Source organism: Neisseria sicca 4320 (assembly GCF_000193735.1).
Lineage (GTDB): Bacteria > Pseudomonadota > Gammaproteobacteria > Burkholderiales > Neisseriaceae > Neisseria > Neisseria sicca_E.
In genome coordinates, this window is record NZ_AEPF01000075.1 from 13,024 (window position 1) to 35,177 (window position 22,154).

General features: G+C 50.0%; 23 protein-coding genes and 1 pseudogene. 7 read left to right on the plus strand and 17 right to left on the minus strand.

What is annotated here, in order from left to right:
- Nucleotides 1–23: 23 nt before the first annotated feature.
- The 4 genes and pseudogenes from NSCA4_RS0107345 to NSCA4_RS12980 form a co-directional block, all read right to left on the minus strand.
- Nucleotides 24–1,550, minus strand: coding sequence for an ABC transporter permease (locus NSCA4_RS0107345; protein WP_016687528.1), 1,527 nt, complete (start codon nucleotides 1,548–1,550; stop codon nucleotides 24–26).
- A 79-nt stretch (nucleotides 1,551–1,629) separates the two neighbouring features.
- On the minus strand, nucleotides 1,630–1,830 hold the full coding sequence (locus tag NSCA4_RS12975) for a hypothetical protein (RefSeq protein WP_016687529.1): 201 nt from the start codon (nucleotides 1,828–1,830) through the stop codon (nucleotides 1,630–1,632).
- 137 nt (nucleotides 1,831–1,967) lie between these two features.
- The gene (locus NSCA4_RS0107360) at nucleotides 1,968–3,005 is read right to left on the minus strand and encodes a PD-(D/E)XK nuclease family protein (RefSeq protein WP_016687531.1); all 1,038 of its coding nucleotides are present in this window, start codon (nucleotides 3,003–3,005) and stop codon (nucleotides 1,968–1,970) included.
- A 90-nt stretch (nucleotides 3,006–3,095) separates the two neighbouring features.
- A pseudogene (locus NSCA4_RS12980) lies at nucleotides 3,096–3,996 on the minus strand (NAD(P)H-hydrate dehydratase).
- 134 nt (nucleotides 3,997–4,130) lie between these two features.
- Between NSCA4_RS12980 and NSCA4_RS0107370 the strand changes: the two are divergent.
- Nucleotides 4,131–4,790, plus strand: a complete 660-nt coding sequence (locus NSCA4_RS0107370) for a cytochrome b/b6 domain-containing protein (protein ID WP_016687532.1) — start codon at nucleotides 4,131–4,133, stop codon at nucleotides 4,788–4,790.
- Between the two features lie 60 nt (nucleotides 4,791–4,850).
- Here the strand turns inward: NSCA4_RS0107370 and NSCA4_RS0107375 are convergent, their stop codons facing one another.
- Nucleotides 4,851–5,450, minus strand: a complete 600-nt coding sequence (locus NSCA4_RS0107375) for an MlaC/ttg2D family ABC transporter substrate-binding protein (RefSeq protein WP_016687533.1) — start codon at nucleotides 5,448–5,450, stop codon at nucleotides 4,851–4,853.
- Between the two features lie 127 nt (nucleotides 5,451–5,577).
- Between NSCA4_RS0107375 and NSCA4_RS0107380 the strand changes: the two genes are divergently transcribed.
- The gene (locus tag NSCA4_RS0107380) at nucleotides 5,578–6,081 is read left to right on the plus strand and encodes a DUF1841 family protein (RefSeq protein ID WP_016687534.1); all 504 of its coding nucleotides are present in this window, start codon (nucleotides 5,578–5,580) and stop codon (nucleotides 6,079–6,081) included.
- Nucleotides 6,082–6,281: 200 nt separating this feature from the next.
- On the opposite strand, the gene radC is transcribed toward NSCA4_RS0107380, so the two are convergent.
- Nucleotides 6,282–6,962 (minus strand): RadC family protein, encoded by a 681-nt coding sequence (radC, locus tag NSCA4_RS0107385; protein WP_016687535.1) that lies wholly within the window; start codon nucleotides 6,960–6,962, stop codon nucleotides 6,282–6,284.
- A 549-nt stretch (nucleotides 6,963–7,511) separates the two neighbouring features.
- Here radC and NSCA4_RS0107390 point away from each other — a divergent pair.
- The 4 genes from NSCA4_RS0107390 to NSCA4_RS0107405 all read left to right on the plus strand — a co-directional run bounded on the left by NSCA4_RS0107390 (nucleotide 7,512) and on the right by NSCA4_RS0107405 (nucleotide 11,930).
- A complete protein-coding gene (locus NSCA4_RS0107390; protein WP_029609631.1) occupies nucleotides 7,512–8,636 on the plus strand; it encodes an ABC transporter ATP-binding protein in 1,125 nt (374 codons plus the stop codon).
- A gap of 15 nt (nucleotides 8,637–8,651) precedes the next feature.
- Nucleotides 8,652–9,617 carry an ABC transporter permease subunit gene (locus NSCA4_RS0107395; RefSeq protein WP_016687537.1) on the plus strand — a complete coding sequence of 322 codons (966 nt, stop codon included), beginning with the start codon at nucleotides 8,652–8,654 and terminating at the stop codon, nucleotides 9,615–9,617.
- Nucleotides 9,617–10,504: an ABC transporter permease subunit gene (locus NSCA4_RS0107400; RefSeq protein ID WP_016687538.1), complete on the plus strand. Its 888-nt coding sequence runs from the start codon at nucleotides 9,617–9,619 to the stop codon at nucleotides 10,502–10,504. Before NSCA4_RS0107395 ends, NSCA4_RS0107400 begins: the two co-directional genes overlap by 1 nt.
- Nucleotides 10,505–10,634: 130 nt before the next feature.
- Nucleotides 10,635–11,930 carry an NAD(P)/FAD-dependent oxidoreductase gene (locus NSCA4_RS0107405; protein WP_016687539.1) on the plus strand — a complete coding sequence of 432 codons (1,296 nt, stop codon included), beginning with the start codon at nucleotides 10,635–10,637 and terminating at the stop codon, nucleotides 11,928–11,930.
- Between the two features lie 176 nt (nucleotides 11,931–12,106).
- Here NSCA4_RS0107405 and NSCA4_RS0107410 read toward each other — a convergent pair whose 3' ends face one another.
- The 6 genes from NSCA4_RS0107410 to hscB form a co-directional block, all read right to left on the minus strand.
- Nucleotides 12,107–12,934 (minus strand): NMB0938 family lipoprotein, encoded by an 828-nt coding sequence (locus tag NSCA4_RS0107410; RefSeq protein WP_016687540.1) that lies wholly within the window; start codon nucleotides 12,932–12,934, stop codon nucleotides 12,107–12,109.
- A 111-nt stretch (nucleotides 12,935–13,045) separates the two neighbouring features.
- Entirely contained in the window at nucleotides 13,046–13,348 is a 303-nt protein-coding gene (gene yfaE / locus NSCA4_RS0107415) for a class I ribonucleotide reductase maintenance protein YfaE (RefSeq protein ID WP_016687541.1), read from the minus strand.
- A gap of 119 nt (nucleotides 13,349–13,467) precedes the next feature.
- Nucleotides 13,468–14,601 carry a class Ia ribonucleoside-diphosphate reductase subunit beta gene (nrdB, locus tag NSCA4_RS0107420; protein WP_003756859.1) on the minus strand — a complete coding sequence of 378 codons (1,134 nt, stop codon included), beginning with the start codon at nucleotides 14,599–14,601 and terminating at the stop codon, nucleotides 13,468–13,470.
- A gap of 214 nt (nucleotides 14,602–14,815) precedes the next feature.
- Nucleotides 14,816–15,739: an Abi family protein gene (locus NSCA4_RS0107425; protein WP_029609634.1), complete on the minus strand. Its 924-nt coding sequence runs from the start codon at nucleotides 15,737–15,739 to the stop codon at nucleotides 14,816–14,818.
- A 35-nt stretch (nucleotides 15,740–15,774) separates the two neighbouring features.
- On the minus strand, nucleotides 15,775–18,054 hold the full coding sequence (gene nrdA / locus NSCA4_RS0107430; protein ID WP_016687543.1) for a class 1a ribonucleoside-diphosphate reductase subunit alpha: 2,280 nt from the start codon (nucleotides 18,052–18,054) through the stop codon (nucleotides 15,775–15,777).
- A 358-nt stretch (nucleotides 18,055–18,412) separates the two neighbouring features.
- Nucleotides 18,413–18,919: a Fe-S protein assembly co-chaperone HscB gene (gene hscB / locus NSCA4_RS0107435; RefSeq protein WP_016687544.1), complete on the minus strand. Its 507-nt coding sequence runs from the start codon at nucleotides 18,917–18,919 to the stop codon at nucleotides 18,413–18,415.
- Between the two features lie 82 nt (nucleotides 18,920–19,001).
- Here hscB and NSCA4_RS13960 point away from each other — a divergent pair, with 82 nt between their 5' ends.
- Complete coding sequence (locus NSCA4_RS13960; protein ID WP_081476563.1) at nucleotides 19,002–19,223, plus strand: alternative ribosome-rescue factor A; 222 nt, start codon at nucleotides 19,002–19,004, stop codon at nucleotides 19,221–19,223.
- Here the strand turns inward: NSCA4_RS13960 and iscA are convergent.
- From iscA to NSCA4_RS0107460, 5 genes are all read right to left on the minus strand, one after another.
- Nucleotides 19,183–19,503 carry an iron-sulfur cluster assembly protein IscA gene (iscA, locus tag NSCA4_RS0107440; protein WP_003685774.1) on the minus strand — a complete coding sequence of 107 codons (321 nt, stop codon included), beginning with the start codon at nucleotides 19,501–19,503 and terminating at the stop codon, nucleotides 19,183–19,185. The two genes, NSCA4_RS13960 and iscA, sit on opposite strands and share 41 nt — an antisense overlap.
- A gap of 68 nt (nucleotides 19,504–19,571) precedes the next feature.
- Nucleotides 19,572–19,817: a recombinase RecA gene (locus NSCA4_RS0107445; RefSeq protein ID WP_003742348.1), complete on the minus strand. Its 246-nt coding sequence runs from the start codon at nucleotides 19,815–19,817 to the stop codon at nucleotides 19,572–19,574.
- 447 nt (nucleotides 19,818–20,264) lie between these two features.
- Nucleotides 20,265–20,651 (minus strand): Fe-S cluster assembly scaffold IscU, encoded by a 387-nt coding sequence (gene iscU, locus NSCA4_RS0107450; RefSeq protein WP_003674559.1) that lies wholly within the window; start codon nucleotides 20,649–20,651, stop codon nucleotides 20,265–20,267.
- 69 nt (nucleotides 20,652–20,720) lie between these two features.
- Nucleotides 20,721–20,849, minus strand: coding sequence for a hypothetical protein (locus NSCA4_RS16040; protein ID WP_016687545.1), 129 nt, complete (start codon nucleotides 20,847–20,849; stop codon nucleotides 20,721–20,723).
- 85 nt (nucleotides 20,850–20,934) lie between these two features.
- The gene (locus tag NSCA4_RS0107460; RefSeq protein ID WP_016687546.1) at nucleotides 20,935–22,149 is read right to left on the minus strand and encodes an IscS subfamily cysteine desulfurase; all 1,215 of its coding nucleotides are present in this window, start codon (nucleotides 22,147–22,149) and stop codon (nucleotides 20,935–20,937) included.
- Nucleotides 22,150–22,154: the final 5 nt, after the last annotated feature.

Sequence of the window (22,154 nt, forward strand, 5' to 3'; positions counted from 1 at the left end):
TTTCAGACGACCTTCAATATGATTCAGTCCTCGTCCTTTCCGTCCAGCAGCAAAAACACCATCGTCGCAAACAGCATCAATACCGCCGTCAACACCATCGCCCTCGAATAATTGTCCGCCCCCGCCCTGCCCAGATAGGCGTAAATCAGGGTGGTCAGCGTCTGCCATTCGGGACGCGCCAAAAACAGCGTTGCCGCAAACTCGCCGACGCAGGTTGCCGCCGCCAAAGTCAGCCCACGCCTGAAAGCAGGTTTCAGCAATGGGGCGGTGATGTAAAAGGTCGTCTGAAAACGGTTTGCCCCCATAGTCCTCGCCGCCTCGCCATAACCTTGCGGCAACGCATCCCATGCCGCCAAAACATCTTTGGCGACAAACGGATAAGCCAACAGCGCATAAGCGGCAATCAAAAGCGGCAGCGATGCCGTCCATTGCGGATACAGCAGCAGCACACCGAACGCCACACAGACCGGCGACACCATAAACGGCAAAAATACCGCCCCCCTCACCCACGCCGCGCGTCTTGCCAAGCTGGCATACGACACGCCCAATACCGCAGCGGCAGCAACCGCCGCCGCCGAAAAACGAACGGTGTTCCAAAGCGCCGCCAGCGTTTCGCCCTCGAGCAATACCCGCCAAGACCCTCCGGCAAGGGCGGCCTGCCGGACAACCGCAAGCAGGGGCATCAGGCAGCACACACACAACACCGACAATACCGCCGCGACCATCAGCCGTTCCGCCGCTGTTTCGGGCTTGCGCGGACGCGGTGCGGCGTGTGCCTTGTCCGCATCCGTCCGACGGCTCAACCGCGCATACAGCAATCCCGCCGCCGCGGTAATCCCCAACACCAGCCATACCAAGACGGAAGCCTGCGCCATATCCAATTCATACGCAATCAGTCGGTAAATCTCCACTTCCACCGTCGCATAGCGGTCGCCGCCCAACAGCAAAGCCAGTCCGAATCCCGAAAAACAATACAGGAAAACCAAACACAAACCGCCCGCCAACCACGGGCGCAATACCGGCCATTCCACCCTTAAAAACCGCTGCCAAGCCCCCGCTCCCAAAGCCTGCGCCGTTTGCAGGCGCGCCTCGGGAACCTGCAAAAATCCCTGATACGCCGCGCGTACCAAAACCGGCAGGTTGAAAAACACATTGCCGTAAATCAACAGATACGGCGTATCCTGCCAGCCCGCCCAAACGGCACCGTTTGTGCCGAACAAAGCCAACACGCCCATACCCGCTACCAAAGTCGGCATTACGAAAGGCAGCATCAACAGCCTCAACACCAAAGCGCGTCCCCGGAAATCCAAACGCGCCAACACCCACGCCGCAGGCACGCCCAAAATCCCCGCCAGCACGCAGGTTGCCAAAGCCTGAAATGCGGTCCATAAGATAAGGTGCTGCATATAGTCATCGCGCAACACCCCGCCCCATGCACTCCCGTCATAAAAAGCCAGCGCAACCAAAGGCGCGACGACCATCACGATAAGGAAGCCCAAAGGCAGTAGCGCGAGCAGTAAAGTGGAACTGAAAGAGCGGATGGAAGACATAGTTTGATGCTGTATGAAAATTAAAAAATATAGGAGTAGGTCGTTTGAAAACGGTTTCAGCAAACCTGCCAAGCTGCTTTCAGACGACCTTTTCAAAACTAAGATGCTTGATGGTGTCGAAAAGGACGAATTTGAACAGAAACGTCGCTTCACAGGCAAGGATGATGCCGTTGATTAAGTGTTGCGCCGCGTCTTCAGACGGATTGACGGCGAAAATGGCAAGCGTTGCCAAAGGTATCAGGCAAACGGCAAGCCAGCGGATGATGAACGGTTTGGACATGGTGTGTAATGGACAAAATAAGGATGATGGAAAAAAAGCAAGTCGGCAGTTTAATCGGTACGGGGGAGGATTTCAAACGGATGGGGAGGTCGTCTGAAATCCTTTCTGTATTATTTTTTAAAACGTAAACTGGGTATTTATGCCTGCTCTGGAGACTGAGTATCAGCTTTGAATTTTTTCTGAAACGCTATAAAAAATTCCTGATATTTCAAAATATTTTTAATAACACCCTCCCTATCCAATTTATTGTTACCAAACCAACCCTCTTGTTCAACCACGGCAAACGTCATGGTTTTCCCCTTCCCAAACTTTTGCGGTTTTTTAATCTCGAAGAAACCTTCTTTGCGAGCTTCGGATATAAACAAATCAAAAAGTTTATTTCGTATTTGTTTTCTATCGTTTTCAACACTCTCGTCAGATATACTGACTTTAAAGCAAAGCCTTGCCTTAGTTTGTTCCAACTGCATATAAATAAAATTTTTGTCTGTCAGCGGCAATTTAGAAAAGGCATACCACCAAAAACCGCCACTGGGATTATTTGCATAATCCCACCACATATCTGTCACTGGTAATTCATTTTCTAGAAATTGAAAAAATCCCTGCCAATCACTACCCTGCCATTCTGTAATGGCTATATCAGCAAATCGGTTATTCTTGTCCTCAAGCCTTTTAATCCGCTCGAGAAAATCGATAAAAATATTATTCTTTATATCTGTGTATTTTTCGAGGATAGCGATGAGTTTTTTCCTATCAAAAACCTTGAATCCTTTATTTTCCACCCTTGTCAGACTTGCTTTGTTTTCATTACCGGTTTTTATATAAATGCATACGATGCTTTTGCCTTCCGCCATTCTCTCCGCAGCCTCCCTATACCGGTTTAGCTGATTGGAATGCTCCTTAGTATTGGTTTTGTCCTCAATTACAATAAAATATTTATCATTAACCTCAGCCCATATATCAATATTTTCCCTTTGTCTCCTTGCTTTCACAGAAGTAATTTTTTCATCAAAATTCGGATTGTGTGATTTGATTAATTCTGTAAGAAATTCCCTTGCACATTCGTTCAAAGCTTTATCTTCCCCTTTGCATTCCTCGTCGGCAAACATCAATAGCCAAGTAATAAAAGCATCCTGACTCAGCTCTTTAGTGGCAATATCAAAAATATTTGGTTTCATTTTTCCCTTTTTTATCTAAAACAATACACAGGTCGTCTGAAAACCGGTTTCGGCAGGTCTGCCAACCCCGTTTTCAGACGACCTCTTTCTTTAAACTTTTGTTTTATCCATCATCAGCCGATTCCTCAACCATCTGGCGGCAGGTGCGATTTCGCCTGCCAGCATACCGGCTTCCACGCCTATCGAGTGTTTGATGACATCCGCCGCTGCGCCGTGCAGCCATACGCCGGCGCAGGCGGCTTGGAACGGCGGAAGGCCTTGCGCGAGCAGGCTGCCGATGATGCCGCTTAAAACGTCGCCGCTGCCTGCGGTCGCAAGTCCGGCGTTGCCGCTTTGGTTGGTATAGACCGTGCCGTCGGGCGCGGCGACCAGCGTGCGGTGTCCTTTTAGGACAGTTACGGCTTGGAACGTTGCGCTGATGGTTTGGACGGCGGATATTCTGTCTTGCTGGACGGCTTGGGTTGACGTGCCGAGCAGGCGGGCGGCTTCGGCGGGGTGCGGGGGTCAGAACCAGATTGCAGCGTTTTTGTGCGGCTTCGCGGGTTTCGGGCTGCGACCTTGCCAGCAGGGTCAGTGCGTCGGCATCAAGCAACAGCGGTGCATCCTGATTTTGCGTCAACACGGTATTTAAGATTTGGTTGGCGGTTTCGTCCAAACCCATACCGCAACCGACCGCCCATGCGCTGATGTCTAACCGTTTCAGCAAGTCTTCAGCGGTTGCCAGCATGATTTCGGGGCGTTCGGGAATGACGGCGAAGGGCAAGGCGGTTTGATTGAAGCCCGCCCACACTTTGCCGCTGCCTTGATAAATTGCGGCGGTGGAAGCGAGAACAACCGCTCCGCTCATGCCCGATGCGCCTCCGACGACGGCGAGCGTGCCATATGTCCCTTTGTGCGATTCCGCCTGACGCGGGGTGAATACGTCGGAAAATTGCGAGGTCGTCTGAAAAAAATCGTGCGTATCGGGGAGCGTATAGGACGGGTTCATCATCAATCTGCCTGAGTTTGGTAAAATGGCGGTTGCGTGGCGAAAAGAGGACGAAATGCCCTCTTTTATCGACTGTTGTTTTCACGATTCTACCGCCCCGTATAGGAACACTACAACCGCACAACAAGGAATATTAAATGAAACAAAAAGTCAAAGTCTGGGATTTGCCGACGCGCCTGTTTCACTGGCTCTTGGTCTTATCGGTCGGATTTATGTGGTACAGCGCGCAGGCGGGCGGCGGGATGCTGGTTTGGCACTTGCGCTGCGGGCTGCTGATCGTCGGACTGATTATCTTCCGCCTGTGTTGGGGCTTGTGGGGCAGCGATACGGCTCGCTTTTCGCAATTCGTGCGCGGCCCGTCGTCCATCCGCCGCTACCTGCAAGGCAGCCTGACGGAAAACGAACAGCCCGGACACAACCCTTTGGGCGCGTTGATGGTCATCGCGCTGATTGCGGCGGTCTTGCTGCAAGTCACGACGGGCTTGTTCGCCGCCGATGAAAACACGTTTACCGACAGCGGCTATCTCAACCATCTGGTCAGCTCGGACACGGGCAGCCTGATGCGTAAAATCCACGTCAACTTCTTCAACCTGCTGGCGGCGTTGGCAGGATTACACATCGTTACGGTTTTGGCGTATAAGTTTTTAAAGAAAAAAGATTTGATCCACCCGATGATCAGCGGCTACAAGCACATCGAAGGGCAAACCGTTGCCTTGAAATTTGCTTCCGCTGCCAAACTGATTGCCGCATTGGCTGTGGCAGCCGCAGCGGTGGCTGCGATTTTGATGTTGAAATAAAAATTTGAACAAATGACAAAAGGTCGTCTGAAACTTTCAGACGACCTTTTGTCATTTGATTTATTGCTTTTTCAGCCCTTTGGCTTTGACAGTTGCAATAGTGCCGTCTATGCCTTTTTGCTTGATAAGTTCGCCGAACTGGTTGCGGTAAACCGTTACCAGGCTCGTTCCGTCCACGCGGATGTTGTAGATTTTATAGACAGGGCCGACCTTATAAAGCTGGTAGGCTACTTCGTATTTCGTCCCTTTTTTGGTGTGCAGCTCAGAAAATACGTCGAACTTATTGCCGTTGGCCGTCATTTTCGGCAACAGCCTTACCTGCGCATCCGCCGCGCCGATTAAGGCCGAATGCGAATACATGGCTATAATCATCTCTTTAAAAGCGCGGATAAATTCCGTTTTCTGAGTGGCGGAGAATTCACGCCAAGGCGCGCCGACCGCCAAAGCGGAAATACGTTCGTAATCCAGATAACGGTCTGCATACTGCTCGATCTGCTTGACCTTTTGCGCCTCGCTCAAAGAGCCGTTGCGCGCAATTTTCAAAACTGCATCCATATTCTGCTGCATCTGAGCCTGTGCAGGGTGTGTTTCAGCCGCCACATAAGGCGCGGCAACCACCATCGGGACAGATAATACAAAAGCGGACAAATAAGGATTCATCGTTATTCCATTAGATAAGAAGCAAAGCTGCATTTTAAAACGCCCTGAGGCATAAACCGTTAATCAAATGTAAAAGCAGGAAAGATAACTATATAATCACCCTATCCGAATTTCTGAAATTCCCGCTATGTACGATGTCAACACACACGATGTCCGCCGTTTTTTCGCCCATGTCTGGCGACAACGCCTCACCTCCCTGCAACTGGACGGCTTGCAACAAAAAGCCCTGCGGATTATCGAAGCCCACCCCGAATACGCCCGCTATCTCGAAAATATCGAAGACTATCTGGACAAAACCTGGACGCCCGAAGAAGGAGAAACCAATCCCTTCCTGCATATGTCGCTGCACCTCTCCCTGCAAGAACAAGCAGCCATCGACCAACCGCCCGGCATCCGCGCCATACACGGACAACTCTGCGCACGCTACGGCGGCGATTGGATACGCGCCGAACACGATATGATGGATGCGCTGGCAGAAACCATATGGGAAGCGCAACGCTACGGACGCGGCTTGGATGTCAACGCCTATATGACTCGGCTGCGCAAACTGGTCGGACTGGGGCTGGAAGAAACCGCCCGCATCAATCCGCACGAAGTCGGCGTGTCCGGCATCATCAGCGAAAGGGCTTGAGTTCATCTAGTTTCACCTAGTTTCCAGTTTATAGAAAAGAATTTTCAGACGACCCTACATGCCCGTTTAGTTATAAAATATTATCCATATTCAGAGTATTAACCGTATATATTGAATACACTGACATCAGTACAAAGGTCGTCTGAAACCTGTTTTCAGACGACCTTAACCCAACCTTTGCCCCGCCCAGCAATATCACTTTACCCTTCCATATACCCCTGTTCCCGCATCGAGCAGACTTCTGTCGCCGTAACAATAAAATGGTCTAAAAGCGAGACATCAACCAATGCCAAAGCCTGTTTCAGACGACCTGTAAACGCGATGTCCGATTGCGAAGGCGTTGCCGAACCGCCGGGATGATTGTGCGCGATAATCAGGCTGTCGGCGTATTCGTCCAATGCGAGCTTGACGATTTCCCTGATATAGACGGTATTTTCCGCCACCGTTCCGCGCGAAAGTTCGCGCATGGCAATCAGCCTGTTTTGGCGGTTGAGCAAAAGCGCGGTGCTGACTTCTATCTTTTCGTGCCCCAAATGCAGGCGCAGATAGTCGGCAACGGCTTTCGGACTGGAAAGCGTGATGTTTTCCTGTAAATCCTCGCCCAAAATCCGCCTGCCAATTTCTTTGACAACGGCAAATTGGGTAAAACTCGCCAAACCCATGCCCTTATATGCGGAAAGTGTTTTAGCGTCGGCGCTCATCAGTTTGCCCAAGCTGCCAAACTCGTTCAGCAGATAACGTGCCAAATCCACCGCACTCATCCCGCGCGTACCGACCCGCAGCAAAATCGCCAGCAACTCCGCATCGCTCAATGCACCCGCGCCGCGTGCCAATAATTTTTCACGCGGACGCTCACCTTCAGGCCACTGTTTGATACTCATGTTTTACCCCTTGCGTGAAAATTCACGGAAAAAATCTATTTGAAAATCTACTTTTCATTGCGTTTGGCAAAACAAAATACCTGCCAAGCAACTACTTTTATTGTTAATATTTCGTATTTTATTATATTTTAAATAAATATTTAAGATATACGCATAATATCCATATAAATTAATTGCATAAAAACAACGCGCTTAAATTTCCCATATGGAGACAATCGTTCTTCCCTATTTGCCCGTATGGGTTTGATAGTAGATTCAATCCGACCGATAACAAGCCGCACTGTTTAAATCGAATCCGCGAGAAATAAGCCCCTTCGGGCAATTTCGTATTGCCCCTGCGTGCCATAGGCTAATATAATAGCGAGTTCTGCGGAGGCGGTTTATCCTTGTATTTCCACCCGTTTCCCATCCATGCTGCCCGTGCGCTTCACAAGAGTTTCAGACGACGTTTCGACGTTGCGACTCCCGCCAGCAATCAAACAGCTTTTTATCACCCTTTCGAAAATCCGTTTTGCCGGTACTCGTCATTTTTATTGGAGTATTGCCATTATGACCGCAACCACTGCGTCTTCAGCCAAACCTTATCTCAAAATCCAAGGCTTGGTGAAAAAGTTTGGTGACAATTACGCTGTCGATAACATCGACTTGGATATTTATCAACATGAAATCTTTGCCCTTTTGGGCAGCTCCGGCAGCGGTAAATCTACGCTGCTGCGTATGCTGGCGGGCATGGAAAGCCCTAATCAGGGCAAAATCATTCTGGACGGTCAGGACATTACCAAACTTGCCCCCTACGAGCGCCCCATCAATATGATGTTTCAAAGCTATGCCCTGTTCCCGCACATGACTGTGGAACAGAACATTGCCTTCGGTCTGAAACAAGACAAAATGCCCAAAGATGAAATCGCCGCGCGCGTGGAAGAAATGCTGCGTCTGGTACAGATGACCAAATACGCCAAGCGCAAACCGCATCAATTGTCCGGCGGTCAGCAACAACGTATCGCTTTGGCACGCAGTTTGGCAAAACGTCCGAAAATCCTGCTGCTCGACGAGCCTTTGGGCGCGTTGGACAAAAAATTGCGCCAACAAACCCAGCTCGAATTGGTCAACACGCTGGAACAAGTCGGCGTAACCTGCATCATGGTCACGCACGACCAAGAAGAAGCGATGACGATGGCGACCCGCATCGCCATTATGTCCGACGGTCAGTTGCAACAAGTCGGTACGCCTAGCGATGTGTACGACTATCCCAACAGCCGCTTTACTGCCGAATTTATCGGCGAAACCAATATTTTCAGCGGCGTTGTAATTGAAGACCATGCCGATTATGCCGTCATCGAATGCGAAGGCTTGGAAAACCACGTCCGCATCGACCACGGTTTGGGCGGCCCGAGCGAACAAGACATTTGGGTCAGCATCCGCCCCGAAGACATTGATTTGTATAAAGAAAAACCTGACCACTTGGGCAGCTTCAACTGGGCAAAAGGTACGGTTGAAGAAATCGCCTATTTGGGCAGCTTCGCGATCTACCACATCAAACTCGCCAACGGCCGCGTCGTCAAAAGCCAAGTTCCCGCACCTTACTGGTATGTGCGCAACATCACGCCGCCGACTTGGGACGAAACCGTCTATATCAGCTGGCCGGAAAACCAACCGACTCCGTTGTTCCGTTAATTTAAGGGGAATGAGATGAACCTTAAAAAACTGAAAAACAAACTGCTCCGCCGCCCGGGTCAGCGCGCGGTCATCGCCGTGCCGTATATCTGGCTTTTGGTGCTGTTTCTGATTCCGTTCGCCATCGTGCTGAAAATCAGCTTTGCCGAACAAGAAATCGCCATTCCGCCGTTTACGCCGCTGACCAGCATCGATGAAGATTTAGGTCGTCTGAACATCGCCATCAGTTATCAAAACTATGCCGATATTTTCCAGAATTTTTGGAACACCCTGAATCCGTTCGGCGACAGCGAAAACAGCAATATCTATCTGATGACCTACTGGTCTTCGATTAAGACTGCGCTGACAACGACCATCATTTGTCTGCTGATCGGCTATCCGACCGCCTATGCGATTTCGCGCGCCAATCCCGCCATGCGCAACGGTCTGCTGCTTGCGATCATGCTGCCCTTCTGGACTTCCTTCCTGCTGCGCGTCTATGCATGGATGGGTCTGCTGGGACACAACGGCATCATCAACAATTTCCTGCTCAAAATGCAGATTATCGAAGAACCTTTAGACCTGTTCTACAACGCGTTCTCGCTGAACTTGGTTATGGTTTATGCCTATCTGCCGTTTATGATTCTGCCGCTTTACACGCAACTGGTGAAACTCGACAACCGTCTGCTCGAAGCTGCTTCTGATTTGGGTGCAGGACCGGTCAAATCGTTCTTCACCATTACCCTGCCCCTGTCCAAAACAGGCATCATCGCAGGCTCTATGCTGGTTTTCGTTCCCGCGGTCGGTGAATTTGTGATTCCCGAGCTGGTCGGCGGTTCGGAAAACCTGATGATCGGTAAAGTCTTGTGGCAGGCGTTCTTCGACCAAAACAACTGGCCGCTGGCTTCCGCCGTCGCCGTCGTCATGGTCGCACTGCTGGTCGTGCCGATTGCACTGTTCCAGCATTATGAAAACCGCGAATTGGAAGAAGGAGCCAAATAATGCAAAAATCCCGATTATCTTGGTTTCTGAAACTGATGCTGATGCTGTCGCTGGCGTTTCTGTACATTCCGCTGGTCGTTTTGGTCATCTATTCGTTCAACGAATCCAAACTGGTTACCGTTTGGGGTGGCTTTTCGACCAAGTGGTACGGCGCATTGCTGGAAAACGACACCATCTTGGAAGCTGCGTGGCTGTCGCTGCGCATTGCCGCTGTTTCTTCGCTTGCAGCTGTCGTTTTGGGTACGCTGGCAGGCTACGCGATGGCGCGTATCAAACGCTTCCGCGGCAGCACCTTGTTCGCCGGTATGATTTCCGCGCCTATGGTTATGCCTGACGTGATTACCGGTCTTTCCATGCTGCTCCTGATTATTCAGGTGCAGATGTTCCTGCAAGGCAGCGAATTGCTGCAAAACCTGTACTTCGACCGCGGTTTCTTCACCATTTTCCTCGGACATACGACGCTTTGTATGGCATACATTACCGTCGTCATCCGTTCGCGTCTGGTGGAGCTTGACCAATCGCTCGAAGAAGCCGCAATGGACTTGGGTGCACGTCCGCTGAAAATCTTTTTCGTCATCACTCTGCCCTTGATTGCCCCTGCCATCGCTTCAGGCTTCCTGCTCGGCATTACCCTGTCGCTGGATGATTTGGTGATTACCTCATTCCTGTCCGGCCCCGGTTCTTCCACATTGCCGCAGGTGATTTTCTCCAAAATCAAGCTGGGTCTCGACCCGCAGATGAACGTGTTGGCAACCATCCTTATCGGCATCATCGGTACGCTGGTTATCGTCATCAATTACTGGATGATGCGCCAAGCAACCAAACGTGATCGAGAAGCCGCCGAAGCCTACCGTCAGGAAAAGCTCGCCGCCGAAAAAGCGAATTGACCCAATCAGACAGGCTGACCGCATCAATGCAAGGTCAGCCTGTTTTCTTCACACAACCCGTTTGACAACTTTTCAGACGACCCTTAACTACCCTCCAAAGGTCGTCTGAAACCACACAAAGCATTACCCCATGATTCATCCCAATTTGAAAGAATACCTTCCCTCCTATTATTTCAGTACCATCAATCCCCACGCCGCTTATCCCAAGCTTGAAGGTCGTCTGAAAACCGAAACCTGCGTCATCGGCGGAGGATTGACAGGTCTTTGCACCGCCCTCCCCCTTGCCGAAAACGGACACGAAGTGATCGTACTCGAAGCCGCCCGCGTCGGCTTCGGCGCATCTGGACGCAGCGGCGGGCAAGTCATCAGCGATTACGCTTGCGGCATGGAAGAAATCGAAAAACAAGTCGGTTTGGAACAAGCCCGCTGGTTTTGGCAACAATCCCTGCAAGCCGTCGAACTCGTTGACGAACGCGTCAGAAAACACCATATCGACTGCGATTGGCAGCGCGGCTACGCCACCGTCGCCGTCCGCAAACAGCACTGGAAAGAATTGCGACAATGGCACGAACACGCCCAAAAACATTACAACGCCACCCATTACGAACTTTGGGATAAAGACACGCTCAAACAACAACTGAACAGCGATATGTACTTAGGCGCGCAATTCGACCCTAATTCCGGTCACCTCCATCCGCTCAACTACACCCTGGGCATCGCCCGCGCCGCCGTCGAAGCCGGAGCGCAGATTTTCGAACAGTCCCCGATGACCCGTATCGAGCCCTATCAAGGCGGCTGGCTCGTCCATACCCCAGGCGGCAGCATCGAATGCCAAAATCTCGTGTATGCCGTCAACACCTACGCCGGTTTGCATAACAAATTCAAAACACTAGAAAAAAAAGCCATCGCCATCAGCACCTTTATCATCGCCACCGAGCCGCTGGGCGAACGCGCCAGAGACCTCATCCGCAACAATATGGCCGTCTGCGACAACCGCCACGTCCTCGACTACTACCGCCTCAGCGCGGACGGCCGCCTGCTCTTCGGCGGTAAAGACAACGAGTTCATCGACGACCCTGAACGCATGACTGAGCTTGTCCGCCAAGACATGCTCAAAGTCTTCCCGCAGCTTGCCGATGTCAAAATCGAACACTCATGGGGCGGCGAATGCGACATTACCGCCAACCTCGCGCCCCACTTCGGCAGACTCGCCCCCAATATCTACTATGCCCAAGGCTATTCCGGACACGGCATGGCAATTACCGGCATAGCAGGTCTTGCCATCGCCGAAGCCATCATGGGCGACGATGGTCGTCTGAAACCGTTTGAAAAACTCAAACACCCCAGCATCATCACCCAGCCTCTCCTGCGCAAACTCGGCTCCTTCCTCGGCTCGAAATATTACCAATGGAAAGACAGCCGTTAAGCATTTGGTTAAGCTCAAACATACAAACAAAAGGTCGTCTGAAACCCGATTCAGGTTTCAGACGACCTTTTCGATATGGAATAGAAGGCTTTCAATCGAACTGCTATCGCATCAAACTCACAACGAACACTCAATAAATCCAGATTCCCACCCTCTCCATTTGCGTCCCAAACCCATCACATCAAATGAATCCCGCTTGCCGGATTGGAAACATTTTCATAGACGGTAATCAAAACGATTTTCCCGCTTTCGTCAAACACAATTTCCAGATAAGGTTTATCAGGGCTGCGGTCGCGGTTGAACAGGCGGAATGCCCGTTGCGCCTCAAAAATCTTCCCGCGCGCTTTCAAATATTCGGGCAACTGGCTGATGTTTTGAAAACTGCCGCCAAACCCGCCGCCGTGTTTCTTGAGATATTCCGGCGTTGCTTCTATACCGAAATTCCGCGTTATTCTCAGCGGCTGATCCGAGCCTTGGCTCGTATAACTGCCTATTGATAAAACCAAAGTATTCTGCTGCCTGAGTGCCTTCATCTCTTGAACTAACGGTTCTATCACCTGCTCATCATAGTTTCGCTCCCCTTTTGTCATCTGATCAATAGCTTCTATCACTTTATTAACATTTTCAGGGTCATCCGCATCAATATCAGGAAACATTGCCTGAGCCAAAGGATCATCTCCGCCGGGAATACCCCAAATCGCCGCCAGTTCTTTAGTGTTGCGTTCAAACAAACAACTGGAATCAATATTCTCGGCAACCTGACGGACAAAATCATCAATGCCATCAATCTGATGCAGGTTGGTGCAATTTGAAGAAGGTGCGCTTTCTACTTTGTTTATGTCCGTTTCTACGGTCTTATCATTTGTATTGGATTTCTCGAAAACAGAAGATAAAGGCGCAGAAGCGGCAGATTCTTTTACCTTATCCTGCTTGTCAGGAGAGCAAGCCGCCAATAAGACAGCGAGGGATAATAAGAAAAATTGGGATGTATTGTTTTTGATCATTTTATTTTTCCAGTAATGTGTATTTAAAATATAAAAATCAGTCAGTTGATAGATTCAAATAAAAACACCCATATCCCTATTCAAATCCACTACCAATCTAATCAATTAAAGTTATTCCTGCTCATCAAACAAGCCGACATCGAACAAATCCGGTTCGCTCATCCGAACGCGGCAATCGACCTTAATGTCCTCATTTACCCTACAGCAACACGGCAGAATATCGCCGGGCGCGACAAACGCCAGCGGGAAATCGTCGTAAGACACCCTGCCGTCCAATATTTTGACGCGGCAAGAACCGCAATAGCCGCTGCGGCACTGGTATTCGACCTCGTGGCCGGTGCGCTCCAAGCCCTCCAATAAGGTTTCGCCCTCTTGAAGCTCGAAGGTTTTGTCGTGTGTACTGATGAGTGCCATTGTTATCTGTTTAAGCGGGAAAGGTCGTCTGCACGGTGTAACCGAAATCTTTCATTTCGTTTCTACACCTGTTCAGACGACCTCTGATGATGGAAATGCTGAAAAACCGCCGAGTTTGATTACAGTTCGAAATCGCCCAAATCGTCCGCGCTGACTTCCGAATCGATCTGACCGATTAAGTAAGAAGAAATTTCCACTTCCTGCGGCGCAACCTGTACGTTGTCAGACGACAGCCACGCGTTAATCCACGGAATCGGGTTTTGGGTAGCGCCTTCGAATCCGGCGGGCAGACCGACCGCCTGCATACGCAGGTTGGTGATGTATTCGACGTATTGCGCCAAAATTTCCTTGTTCAGACCAATCATCGAACCGTCTTTAAACAGATAGGCAGCCCATTCTTTTTCCTGCTCCGCCGCTTTTTTGAAGAGTTTGAAACATTCGTCCTGTAATTCGACGGCGATTTCCGCCATTTCTGGGTCGTCTGAACCGGCGCGCATCAGGTTGAGCATATGCTGGGTGCTGGTCAGGTGCAGGGCTTCGTCGCGGGCAATCAGTTTGATGATTTTGGCGTTGCCTTCCATCAACTCGCGCTCGGCAAAGGCGAACGAACAGGCAAATGAAACGTAGAAACGGATGGCTTCCAACACATTGACGCACATCAGGCAGAGATAGAGTTTTTTCTTCAACTCGCGCAAAGACACGGTAACGAGCTTGCCGCCGACATTGTGCGTCCCTTCGCCTAACAAGTTGTAATACTGGGTGTATTCGATTAAATCATCGTAATAGCAGGCGATGTCTTCGGCGCGGGCGATGATGTATTCGTTCTGCACGATGTCGTCGAACACGACCGACGGATCATTGACGATATTGCGGATAATATGGGTGTAACTGCGCGAGTGGATGGTTTCGCTGAAGCTCCACGTTTCAATCCAAGTTTCCAGTTCGGGAATCGACACCAAAGGTAGTAAGGCAACGTTCGGACTGCGGCCTTGGATGGAGTCGAGCAAGGTTTGGTATTTTAAGTTACTGATGAAAATGTGTTTCTCATGTTCGGGCAGGTTCGCGTAGTCGATACGGTCGCGCGACACGTCGATTTCTTCCGGACGCCAAAAGAAAGACAATTGTTTTTCAATCAGTTTTTCAAATACTTCGTATTTCTGCTGGTCATAACGGGCAACATTTACCGGCTGACCAAAAAACATCGGCTCTTTAAGCGCGTCGTTTTTGGTTTTGGAAAAGGTGCTGTATGACATGACTAGGTGTTCGCAGGACATGGTTTTTTCTCAGATTATTTCAATTTAGCAATTTGGATTTCAGACGACCTAATATGTTTTAAGTAAGGTCATCTGAATGTATCTGTACATTAAATTCTTGCCTTAAATATAGCTGTTAGTTATAATTCTCCCTAACAACTCCCCCAACTTTGCCAACCTACGCGGTTGGAGCCACAAGGTTGGGGGCTTTCTTTTATCTTTGCCACAATCTCCAGTTTCGCGGATCATTTTCCAAACCCATATCGCGCAAACTTACAGCTTTATTCACGACATCAGAAAACTCATCCAGTAAAGCAAGGAGACGGCCTCCCCATTCGGTTCGCGGACAAATAACATCTAACATCCGTTTCATCAGGCAAAAATACACAAACGGTTTATTGATAGACAGTGATTTCCATTCTGCATCAGACAAACCTTTCAAGCTAGCTTTAAACGTAATGTCTCTATTCCACAATCGGCTATGATGTGCCGAAACGTTGCGGATAAAGTTAAATGCGTGTAGATGCGTTTGTAGATGTTTGCCATCTTTCAAACGATACAATTTAGCAATACGGTCTTTATCTTTATTTAACATCCCTTTATACAGCATAGACATCGTGCCAAAATCCCATACTTCACAGGCTACCCAAATAGGTAAATCGGTATAATGTTCCAGATGATGTCTAATAAAACTGGTTTTCTTTTCACGTTCGACTAAATTATCATGCCTATTCAGCCATTCGGCATGATTAAAGCCAGGGATAAAATATTTGTTATCCTTGTAAGACAAGGGATCATACTGCCCCAATGTATGGGCGATATTTACCCGAAGAGCTACTTCAATTCTTTCCAGTGCATCTAATGCCAATTGTCGCAATTTCTTATCGAACATATAAAGGCTTTTGACATCTTCAAAACGAGTATCTGTAATAAACCTATCTAACCTGCTATTAGGATTTTGGGGATCAAATTGGCGGAAAGAGTAAAAATAGCCACTTAGTCGGTAATAACCAATACTGCGTAAATATCCTAATGCATTTTTTTCGTCATCGATCTGTAGTCCTCTACTTTTCAGAATTTCCAACTGTTCATCGTAAGATTTCCAAAGCTTGGGTTCTTTTATCTGTTTGCTTTGCATAGCCTGTTTCACTTTCAAATAGGTAAATTGCAAAGTCAAATCTTACAAGCCCCACCAGCGCAGCCGTCATCCTGAATATCGGTCTGCGTATCGTCCGCGCCGTCGCGGGTGTTGTGATAGTACAGAGTTTTGACGCCGTATTTGTAGGCAGTCAGCAGGTCTTTGAGCATTTGTTTCATAGAAACTTTGTTGCCTTCGAATTTGCCCGGATCATAAGCGGTGTTGGCGGAAATCGCCTGATCGACGAATTTTTGCATCACGCCGACAAGTTTCAGGTAGCCTTCGTTGCCCGGAAGCTGCCATAGGGTTTCGTAGGCGTCTTTCAGGGTTTCAAATTCAGGCACGACTTGTTTCAGGATGCCGTCTTTCGATGCTTTGACCGTTACCAATCCGCGCGGCGGCTCAATGCCGTTGGTGGCGTTGGCGATTTGCGAACTGGTTTCAGACGGCATGAGTGCGGTCAGGGTGGAGTTGCGCAGACCGTATTTGACGATGTCGGCGCGCAGGCTTTCCCAGTCGCACAACAGCGGTTCGCTGCATACGGCATCCAAGTCTTTTTTGTAGGTGTCGATGGGCAGTTTGCCTTGCGAATAAACGGTTTGGCTGAACAGCGGGCATGCGCTGTATTCTTTGGCAAGGTTCACCGATGCTTTGAGCAGGTAATACTGCATGGCTTCAAAGGTTCGGTGGGTCAGGCCGAGCGCGGAATCGTCGCTGTAACGGACGCCGTTTTTCGCCAGATAGTAGGCGTAGTTGATGACGCCGATGCCGAGCGTGCGGCGGTTCATGGTCGCGGTGCGGGCGGCTTCGACCGGATAGTCTTGATAATCCAGCAAGGCATCGAGTGCGCGCACGGTCAAATCGGCAAGTTCTTCCAGTTCGTCCAAGCTGTTTAATGCGCCCAAGTTGAAGGCGGACAAGGTACACAAGGCGATTTCGCCGTTCGGGTCGTTGATGTTGTCCAGCGGTTTGGTTGGCAAGGCAATTTCCATGCACAGATTGGACTGGTGTACAGGCGCGACGCGCGGATCAAACGGACTGTGCGTGTTGCAATGATCAACGTTTTGGATGTAGATGCGTCCCGTTCCGGCACGTTCCTGCATCAGTGTGGAGAACAAATCGGTAGCCGACAAGGTGCGTTTGCGGATGTTCGGGTCTTGCCCGTATTTCGTGTAGAGACGCTCGAATTCATCCTGGTCGGCAAAGAATGCGTCGTACAGACCGGGGACTTCGTTGGGCGAGAACAACGTGATGTTGCCGCCTTTAATCAGGCGGGTATACAGCAGGCGGTTGATTTGCACGCCGTAATCAAGCTGACGGATGCGGTTGTCTTCGACGCCGCGGTTGTTTTTCAACACCAACAGGCTTTCGGCTTCGATGTGCCACAAGGGGTAGAACAAAGTTGCCGCGCCGCCGCGTACGCCGCCCTGCGAGCAGGATTTAACTGCCGCTTGGAACATTTTGAAAAACGGAATGCAGCCGGTGTGTTGCGCTTCGCCGCCACGGATTTCGCTGCCCAAACCGCGGATACGTCCGGCGTTGATGCCGATGCCCGCACGTTGGGAAACGTATTTCACAATCGCACTGGTGGTGGCGTTGATGGAATCCAGACTGTCGTCGCATTCAATCAATACACAGCTTGAGAATTGGCGCGTAGGCGTACGCACGCCGCTCATAATCGGAGTCGGCAACGATACTTTAAACGTAGAAACGGCATCGTAAAAACGTTTGACGTAATCCAAGCGCGTCTCTTTCGGATATTTGCTGAAGAGACACATCGCCACCAAAATGTATAAGAACTGCGGCGTTTCATAAATCTGGCGGGTAACTCGGTTCTGCACCAGATATTTGCCTTCGAGCTGCTTCACAGCGGCATACGAGAAGGTCATGTCGCGGCTGTGGTCGATATAGGCGTTCAGCTCGTCAAATTCTTCTTGGCTGTAATCTTCGATGATGTGGCGGTCGTATTTGCCCGCATCGGTAAGTTTTTTAACGTGGTCGAAGAGATGCGGCGGTTCGAACTCGCCGTAAGCGATTTTACGCAGGTGGAAAATCGCCAGACGCGCGGCGAGATATTGATAGTCGGGCGTATCCTGCGAAATCAGATCGGCAGCCGCCTTGATGATGGTTTCGTGGATGTCGTCGGTGCGGATGCCGTTGTAAAACTGGATGTGCGATTTGAGCTCGACTTGCGATACGGAAACGTTTTTCAAGCCTTCCGCCGCCCAAGTAACGACGCGGTGGATTTTGTCTAAGTCTAGATTTTCCAAACGTCCGTCGCGCTTGGTTACTTTCAAATCAGTCGGTGCATTCATCGTGAGCTTTCTCCATCCTGAAACACAAGATACAGTAGGTATTAATATCGAGTGGCACAATATAGTGTATTTTTCGTTGCTTATCTAGTCTTGACAAGACTGCTGTTTTGAAATCGTGCTTTTCCCAATTTTCTTTCAGACGACCTCTTTCCCTATGATTCAAGCCTTACCGCGAAGACGTGTTTTTCGGCATCAAAACCCTCATACGGTTATGCGCTTATGAAATAAGGCAAATTCGGACTTGTGTTAAATTTTGAAAATATAATGGCATACAACATGATGAAATAAGCAATAAAGGTCGTCTGAAACCTTACTCCGGTTTCAGACGACCTTTTAGATTCGCTCAAAAGCTTTGTCTTCAATCTTGCAATGCGGCGGCGATTTCGTTGCGCAGCTTGTTTAAAAACCTGCCGTGGCGTACCCATTGGGCGGCGGCTTCATGGTCATTCCCTGCAAAGGCCGTCCGCAAATCTTGATACAGCTTGTCTTGTTCGCGGCTGATTTCTTGGTCCAACGCGCGCAGGGCTTCGTTGTTTTGCTCCATTTGCGCATCCATCAGCGTTTCGCGCCATTCCATTTGCTGCATGAGAAATTCGGGAGCGAAAGAGGTATGCTCCGGCGCGTCGGCATCTATACCCAACATTTTCAACAGATACGCGGCGCGGTCGATGGGATTTTTCAAGGTACGGTAGGCATCGTTGATGGTGGAAGACATCATCACTGCCTGCTTTTGTTCGAAGGCGGAGGCTGAAGCGAATTTGTCGGGATGGAAACGTGCCGCCAAGGCGCGGTAGGTTTGCTCCAAGCTTTCGGCGTCGATATCGAAAGCGGGTTCAAGCTGGAAGAGTGTGAAATATTGAGACATGGCGGGATAATTAATGTGAAATTTTCGGCAGAAACCTGATTTTGCCTTATAATCCGCTGATTCTTAACCAAAAGGACTAAATATGAGCAGTAAAGTGCAGCACAATAAAGGCAAAATACGCGACAATGCTTTAAAAGCCTTAGTGAAATCCGATTTGTTCCGACACAAGGTCGAACGGAAAAGAAAAGGCAAAGGCAGCTACAACAGACAAGAAGCGAAAAAATGGCGGGACGGTTTTGATACTGTCCCGCCACTTTTTTGTCTTAAACGTGGAAGCTCTCGCCGCAACCGCAAGAGTCTTTGACATTCGGGTTTTCAAATTTGAAACCCTCCTGCAAACCTTCTTTGGTGTAATCGACTTGCGTGCCGTCCAGATAAACCAAGCTTTTCGGGTCGATATAAACGCGCGCGCCGTGTTCTTCAAAAATCAGGTCGTCTTCGTTCACTTCATCGACAAATTCAAGGTTGTACGCCATGCCCGAGCAGCCGCTGGTTTTCACACCCAAGCGCACGCCCAAGCCTTTGCCGCGCTTGGTCAGGTAGCTGTTGATGTGTTTGGCTGCGTTTTCTGTGATGGTAATCATGCTTTTTTCCTTATTTCGCAATCATTGTTTTGTTTGCCTACTTTCATTTTCAGACGACCTCATATCTTTCAGGTCGTCTGAAAACGCTGTTTTGCCCACTCTATCGCTGCGGAAACGGCAGCTTTTGCCTGCGGACTGTTTTTCCAACAAGTCGAGCCGGTCAGTTTTGCGCCTTGTTCCAAAATGTCTTCCAAATCCGCAGCCGCCAGCGTGGCAACATCATCCAAACCCATTTGCTGCAAACGCTGCAATACGGTTTTGCCTATGCCTTTGACGGCAAGCAAGGATTGGGCTTCTTCATCGGTAAAAGGCATTTCGTCTCCTTTTATTTTGCAGGCGTATCGACTAAATATAAGCCTACGGCTTATCGCCCTCTCTCTAACCCTCTCCCGCTGGGAGAGGGAATAGATTGGCAGGCAGTCCCAAATTTGGCGACCACTTCCAAACGATTAAGTTATTGTGCCCTTATCCTCTTCTTCACGAAAGAAGGCATGTCGTCTCTTTTGATTTTTCAAGCGTATCGACTCAATATAAGCCTGCGGCTTATCGCCCTCTCCCTAACCCTCTCCCGCTGGGAGAGGGAATAGATTGGCAGGCAGTCCCAAATTTGGCGGCAACTTCAAAAGGATTAAGTTTCTGTGCCCTTGACTTCCGACCTCCGAGGGTGAAGAGAACAAATCATCAGGTTTGCTTTTCCCGAAAATCCTAAGACTTTCAGAAATCCTATGAACGTCTGCCGACAAAACACCAACCGAATCGGGTTATTTGTTTTCCTGACGTTTGCGATAGTCGGCAACAGCCGCTTTTACCGCATCTTCAGCCAAGATGGAGCAGTGGATTTTCACAGGCGGCAGTTCCAATTCTTCGGCGATTTCGCTGTTTTTGATTGCCAGCGCGTCATCCAGGCTTTTACCTTTTACCCACTCGGTAATCAGGCTGGACGAAGCGATGGCGGAGCCGCAGCCGTAAGTTTTGAATTTAGCGTCTTCGATGATGCCTTCGTCGTTGACTTTGATTTGCAGGCGCATCACGTCGCCGCAGGCAGGCGCGCCGACCATGCCGGTGCCGACAGACTCGTCGTTTTTATCGAAAGTACCGACGTTGCGGGGGTTTTCATAGTGGTCGATTACTTTATCGCTGTATGCCATGATGTGGTTTCCTTAATGTTTTTTGATGGTTTAAGTGGTTTGTTTGCCGGTTTTCAGACGACCTGAAGTTTAGATTTTGCACGCACCGCCTTCGCAGCCGTCGTCATTTTCCGAATCGACGCCGCCTTCCACGGTAACGCCGTCAAAATCTTCAAGCAGGTTGTCGAGATTGTCCAAATCTAAATCTTGTTCGTCCATGGTTTTGTATCCTTGATTTTAATGTGGTGGCTTTTAGGTCGTCTGAAAAGATCTTTTAGGATTTTCAGACGACCTTTTCTCTTTGTTAATGCGCTGCCCATTCAATCGAGTTCAAATCAATCCCGTCTTTGAACATTTCCCACAGCGGCGACAGTTCGCGCAGTTTGCCGATTTTGGATTTGATCAGTTCTGCGGCAAATTGCACTTCTTCTTCGGTGGTCATGCGGCCGAAGGTGATGCGCAGGGATGAGTGTGCCAGTTCGTCATTACGGCCGAGCGCGCGCAGGACGTAGCTGGGTTCGAGCGAGGCGGAGGTACAGGCGGAGCCGCTGGATACGGCGAGTTCTTTGACTGCCATAATCAGGCTTTCGCCTTCGACGAAGTTGAAGCTGACGTTCAGGTTGTTCGGGGCGCGGTGTTCGAGGTCGCCGTTGATATAGACTTCTTCGATGCCTTCTATGCCTTTGAGGAAGATGTCGCGCAGTTTGCGGTAGTGCGCCATGTCTTGCTCGAGTTCTTCTTTGGCGATGCGGAAGGCTTCGCCCATGCCGACGATTTGGTGGGTCGGCAGGGTGCCGCTGCGGAAGCCGCGTTCGTGGCCGCCGCCGTGCATTTGGGCTTCGAGGCGGACGCGGGGTTTGCGGCGGACGTACAGTGCGCCGATGCCTTTGGGGCCGTACACTTTGTGGCCGGACATGGACAGCAGGTCGATTTTGGCAGCTTCCACGTCCACAGGCACTTTGCCGCAGGCTTGGGCGGCATCGACGTGGAAGATGATTTTGCGTTCGCGGCAGATTTCGCCGATGGCGGGAATGTCTTGTACCACGCCGATTTCGTTGTTCACCCACATTACGGAAATCAGGATGGTGTCGTCGCGGATGGCGGCTTTGAGTTCTTCCAAATCAATCAAACCGTTTTCTTGTACGCCGAGATAGGTTACTTCGAAACCTTGGCGTTCGAGTTCGCGCATGGTGTCGAGCACGGCTTTGTGTTCGGTTTTGACGGTGATGAGGTGTTTGCCTTTGGTTTTGTAGAAATTTGCCGCGCCTTTGATGGCGAGGTTGTCGGACTCGGTTGCGCCGCTGGTGAAGACGATTTCTTTGGGATCGGCGTTAATCAGGGCGGCGATGTCGGCGCGTGCTTTTTCGACGGCCTCTTCTGCTTCCCAGCCGAATGGATGGCTGTTGGAAGCGGGGTTGCCGAAGGTTTCGGTCAAGTAGGGAATCATTTTTTCGGCAACGCGTTTGTCAACGGGGGTTGTGGCGGCGTAGTCGAGATAAACGGGGGTTTTGACGGTCATGGTTT

Coding starts and splice junctions, on each gene's coding strand:
- NSCA4_RS0107345 (WP_016687528.1), bottom strand. CDS start 1,550: ATGTCTTCCATCCGCTCTTTCAGTTCCACTTTACTGCTCGCGCTACTG.
- NSCA4_RS12975 (WP_016687529.1), bottom strand. CDS start 1,830: ATGTCCAAACCGTTCATCATCCGCTGGCTTGCCGTTTGCCTGATACCT.
- NSCA4_RS0107360 (WP_016687531.1), bottom strand. CDS start 3,005: ATGAAACCAAATATTTTTGATATTGCCACTAAAGAGCTGAGTCAGGAT.
- NSCA4_RS0107370 (WP_016687532.1), top strand. CDS start 4,131: ATGAAACAAAAAGTCAAAGTCTGGGATTTGCCGACGCGCCTGTTTCAC.
- NSCA4_RS0107375 (WP_016687533.1), bottom strand. CDS start 5,450: ATGAATCCTTATTTGTCCGCTTTTGTATTATCTGTCCCGATGGTGGTT.
- NSCA4_RS0107380 (WP_016687534.1), top strand. CDS start 5,578: ATGTACGATGTCAACACACACGATGTCCGCCGTTTTTTCGCCCATGTC.
- radC (WP_016687535.1), bottom strand. CDS start 6,962: ATGAGTATCAAACAGTGGCCTGAAGGTGAGCGTCCGCGTGAAAAATTA.
- NSCA4_RS0107390 (WP_029609631.1), top strand. CDS start 7,512: ATGACCGCAACCACTGCGTCTTCAGCCAAACCTTATCTCAAAATCCAA.
- NSCA4_RS0107395 (WP_016687537.1), top strand. CDS start 8,652: ATGAACCTTAAAAAACTGAAAAACAAACTGCTCCGCCGCCCGGGTCAG.
- NSCA4_RS0107400 (WP_016687538.1), top strand. CDS start 9,617: ATGCAAAAATCCCGATTATCTTGGTTTCTGAAACTGATGCTGATGCTG.
- NSCA4_RS0107405 (WP_016687539.1), top strand. CDS start 10,635: ATGATTCATCCCAATTTGAAAGAATACCTTCCCTCCTATTATTTCAGT.
- NSCA4_RS0107410 (WP_016687540.1), bottom strand. CDS start 12,934: ATGATCAAAAACAATACATCCCAATTTTTCTTATTATCCCTCGCTGTC.
- yfaE (WP_016687541.1), bottom strand. CDS start 13,348: ATGGCACTCATCAGTACACACGACAAAACCTTCGAGCTTCAAGAGGGC.
- nrdB (WP_003756859.1), bottom strand. CDS start 14,601: ATGTCATACAGCACCTTTTCCAAAACCAAAAACGACGCGCTTAAAGAG.
- NSCA4_RS0107425 (WP_029609634.1), bottom strand. CDS start 15,739: ATGCAAAGCAAACAGATAAAAGAACCCAAGCTTTGGAAATCTTACGAT.
- nrdA (WP_016687543.1), bottom strand. CDS start 18,054: ATGAATGCACCGACTGATTTGAAAGTAACCAAGCGCGACGGACGTTTG.
- hscB (WP_016687544.1), bottom strand. CDS start 18,919: ATGTCTCAATATTTCACACTCTTCCAGCTTGAACCCGCTTTCGATATC.
- NSCA4_RS13960 (WP_081476563.1), top strand. CDS start 19,002: ATGAGCAGTAAAGTGCAGCACAATAAAGGCAAAATACGCGACAATGCT.
- iscA (WP_003685774.1), bottom strand. CDS start 19,503: ATGATTACCATCACAGAAAACGCAGCCAAACACATCAACAGCTACCTG.
- NSCA4_RS0107445 (WP_003742348.1), bottom strand. CDS start 19,817: ATGCCTTTTACCGATGAAGAAGCCCAATCCTTGCTTGCCGTCAAAGGC.
- iscU (WP_003674559.1), bottom strand. CDS start 20,651: ATGGCATACAGCGATAAAGTAATCGACCACTATGAAAACCCCCGCAAC.
- NSCA4_RS16040 (WP_016687545.1), bottom strand. CDS start 20,849: ATGGACGAACAAGATTTAGATTTGGACAATCTCGACAACCTGCTTGAA.
- NSCA4_RS0107460 (WP_016687546.1), bottom strand. CDS start 22,149: ATGACCGTCAAAACCCCCGTTTATCTCGACTACGCCGCCACAACCCCC.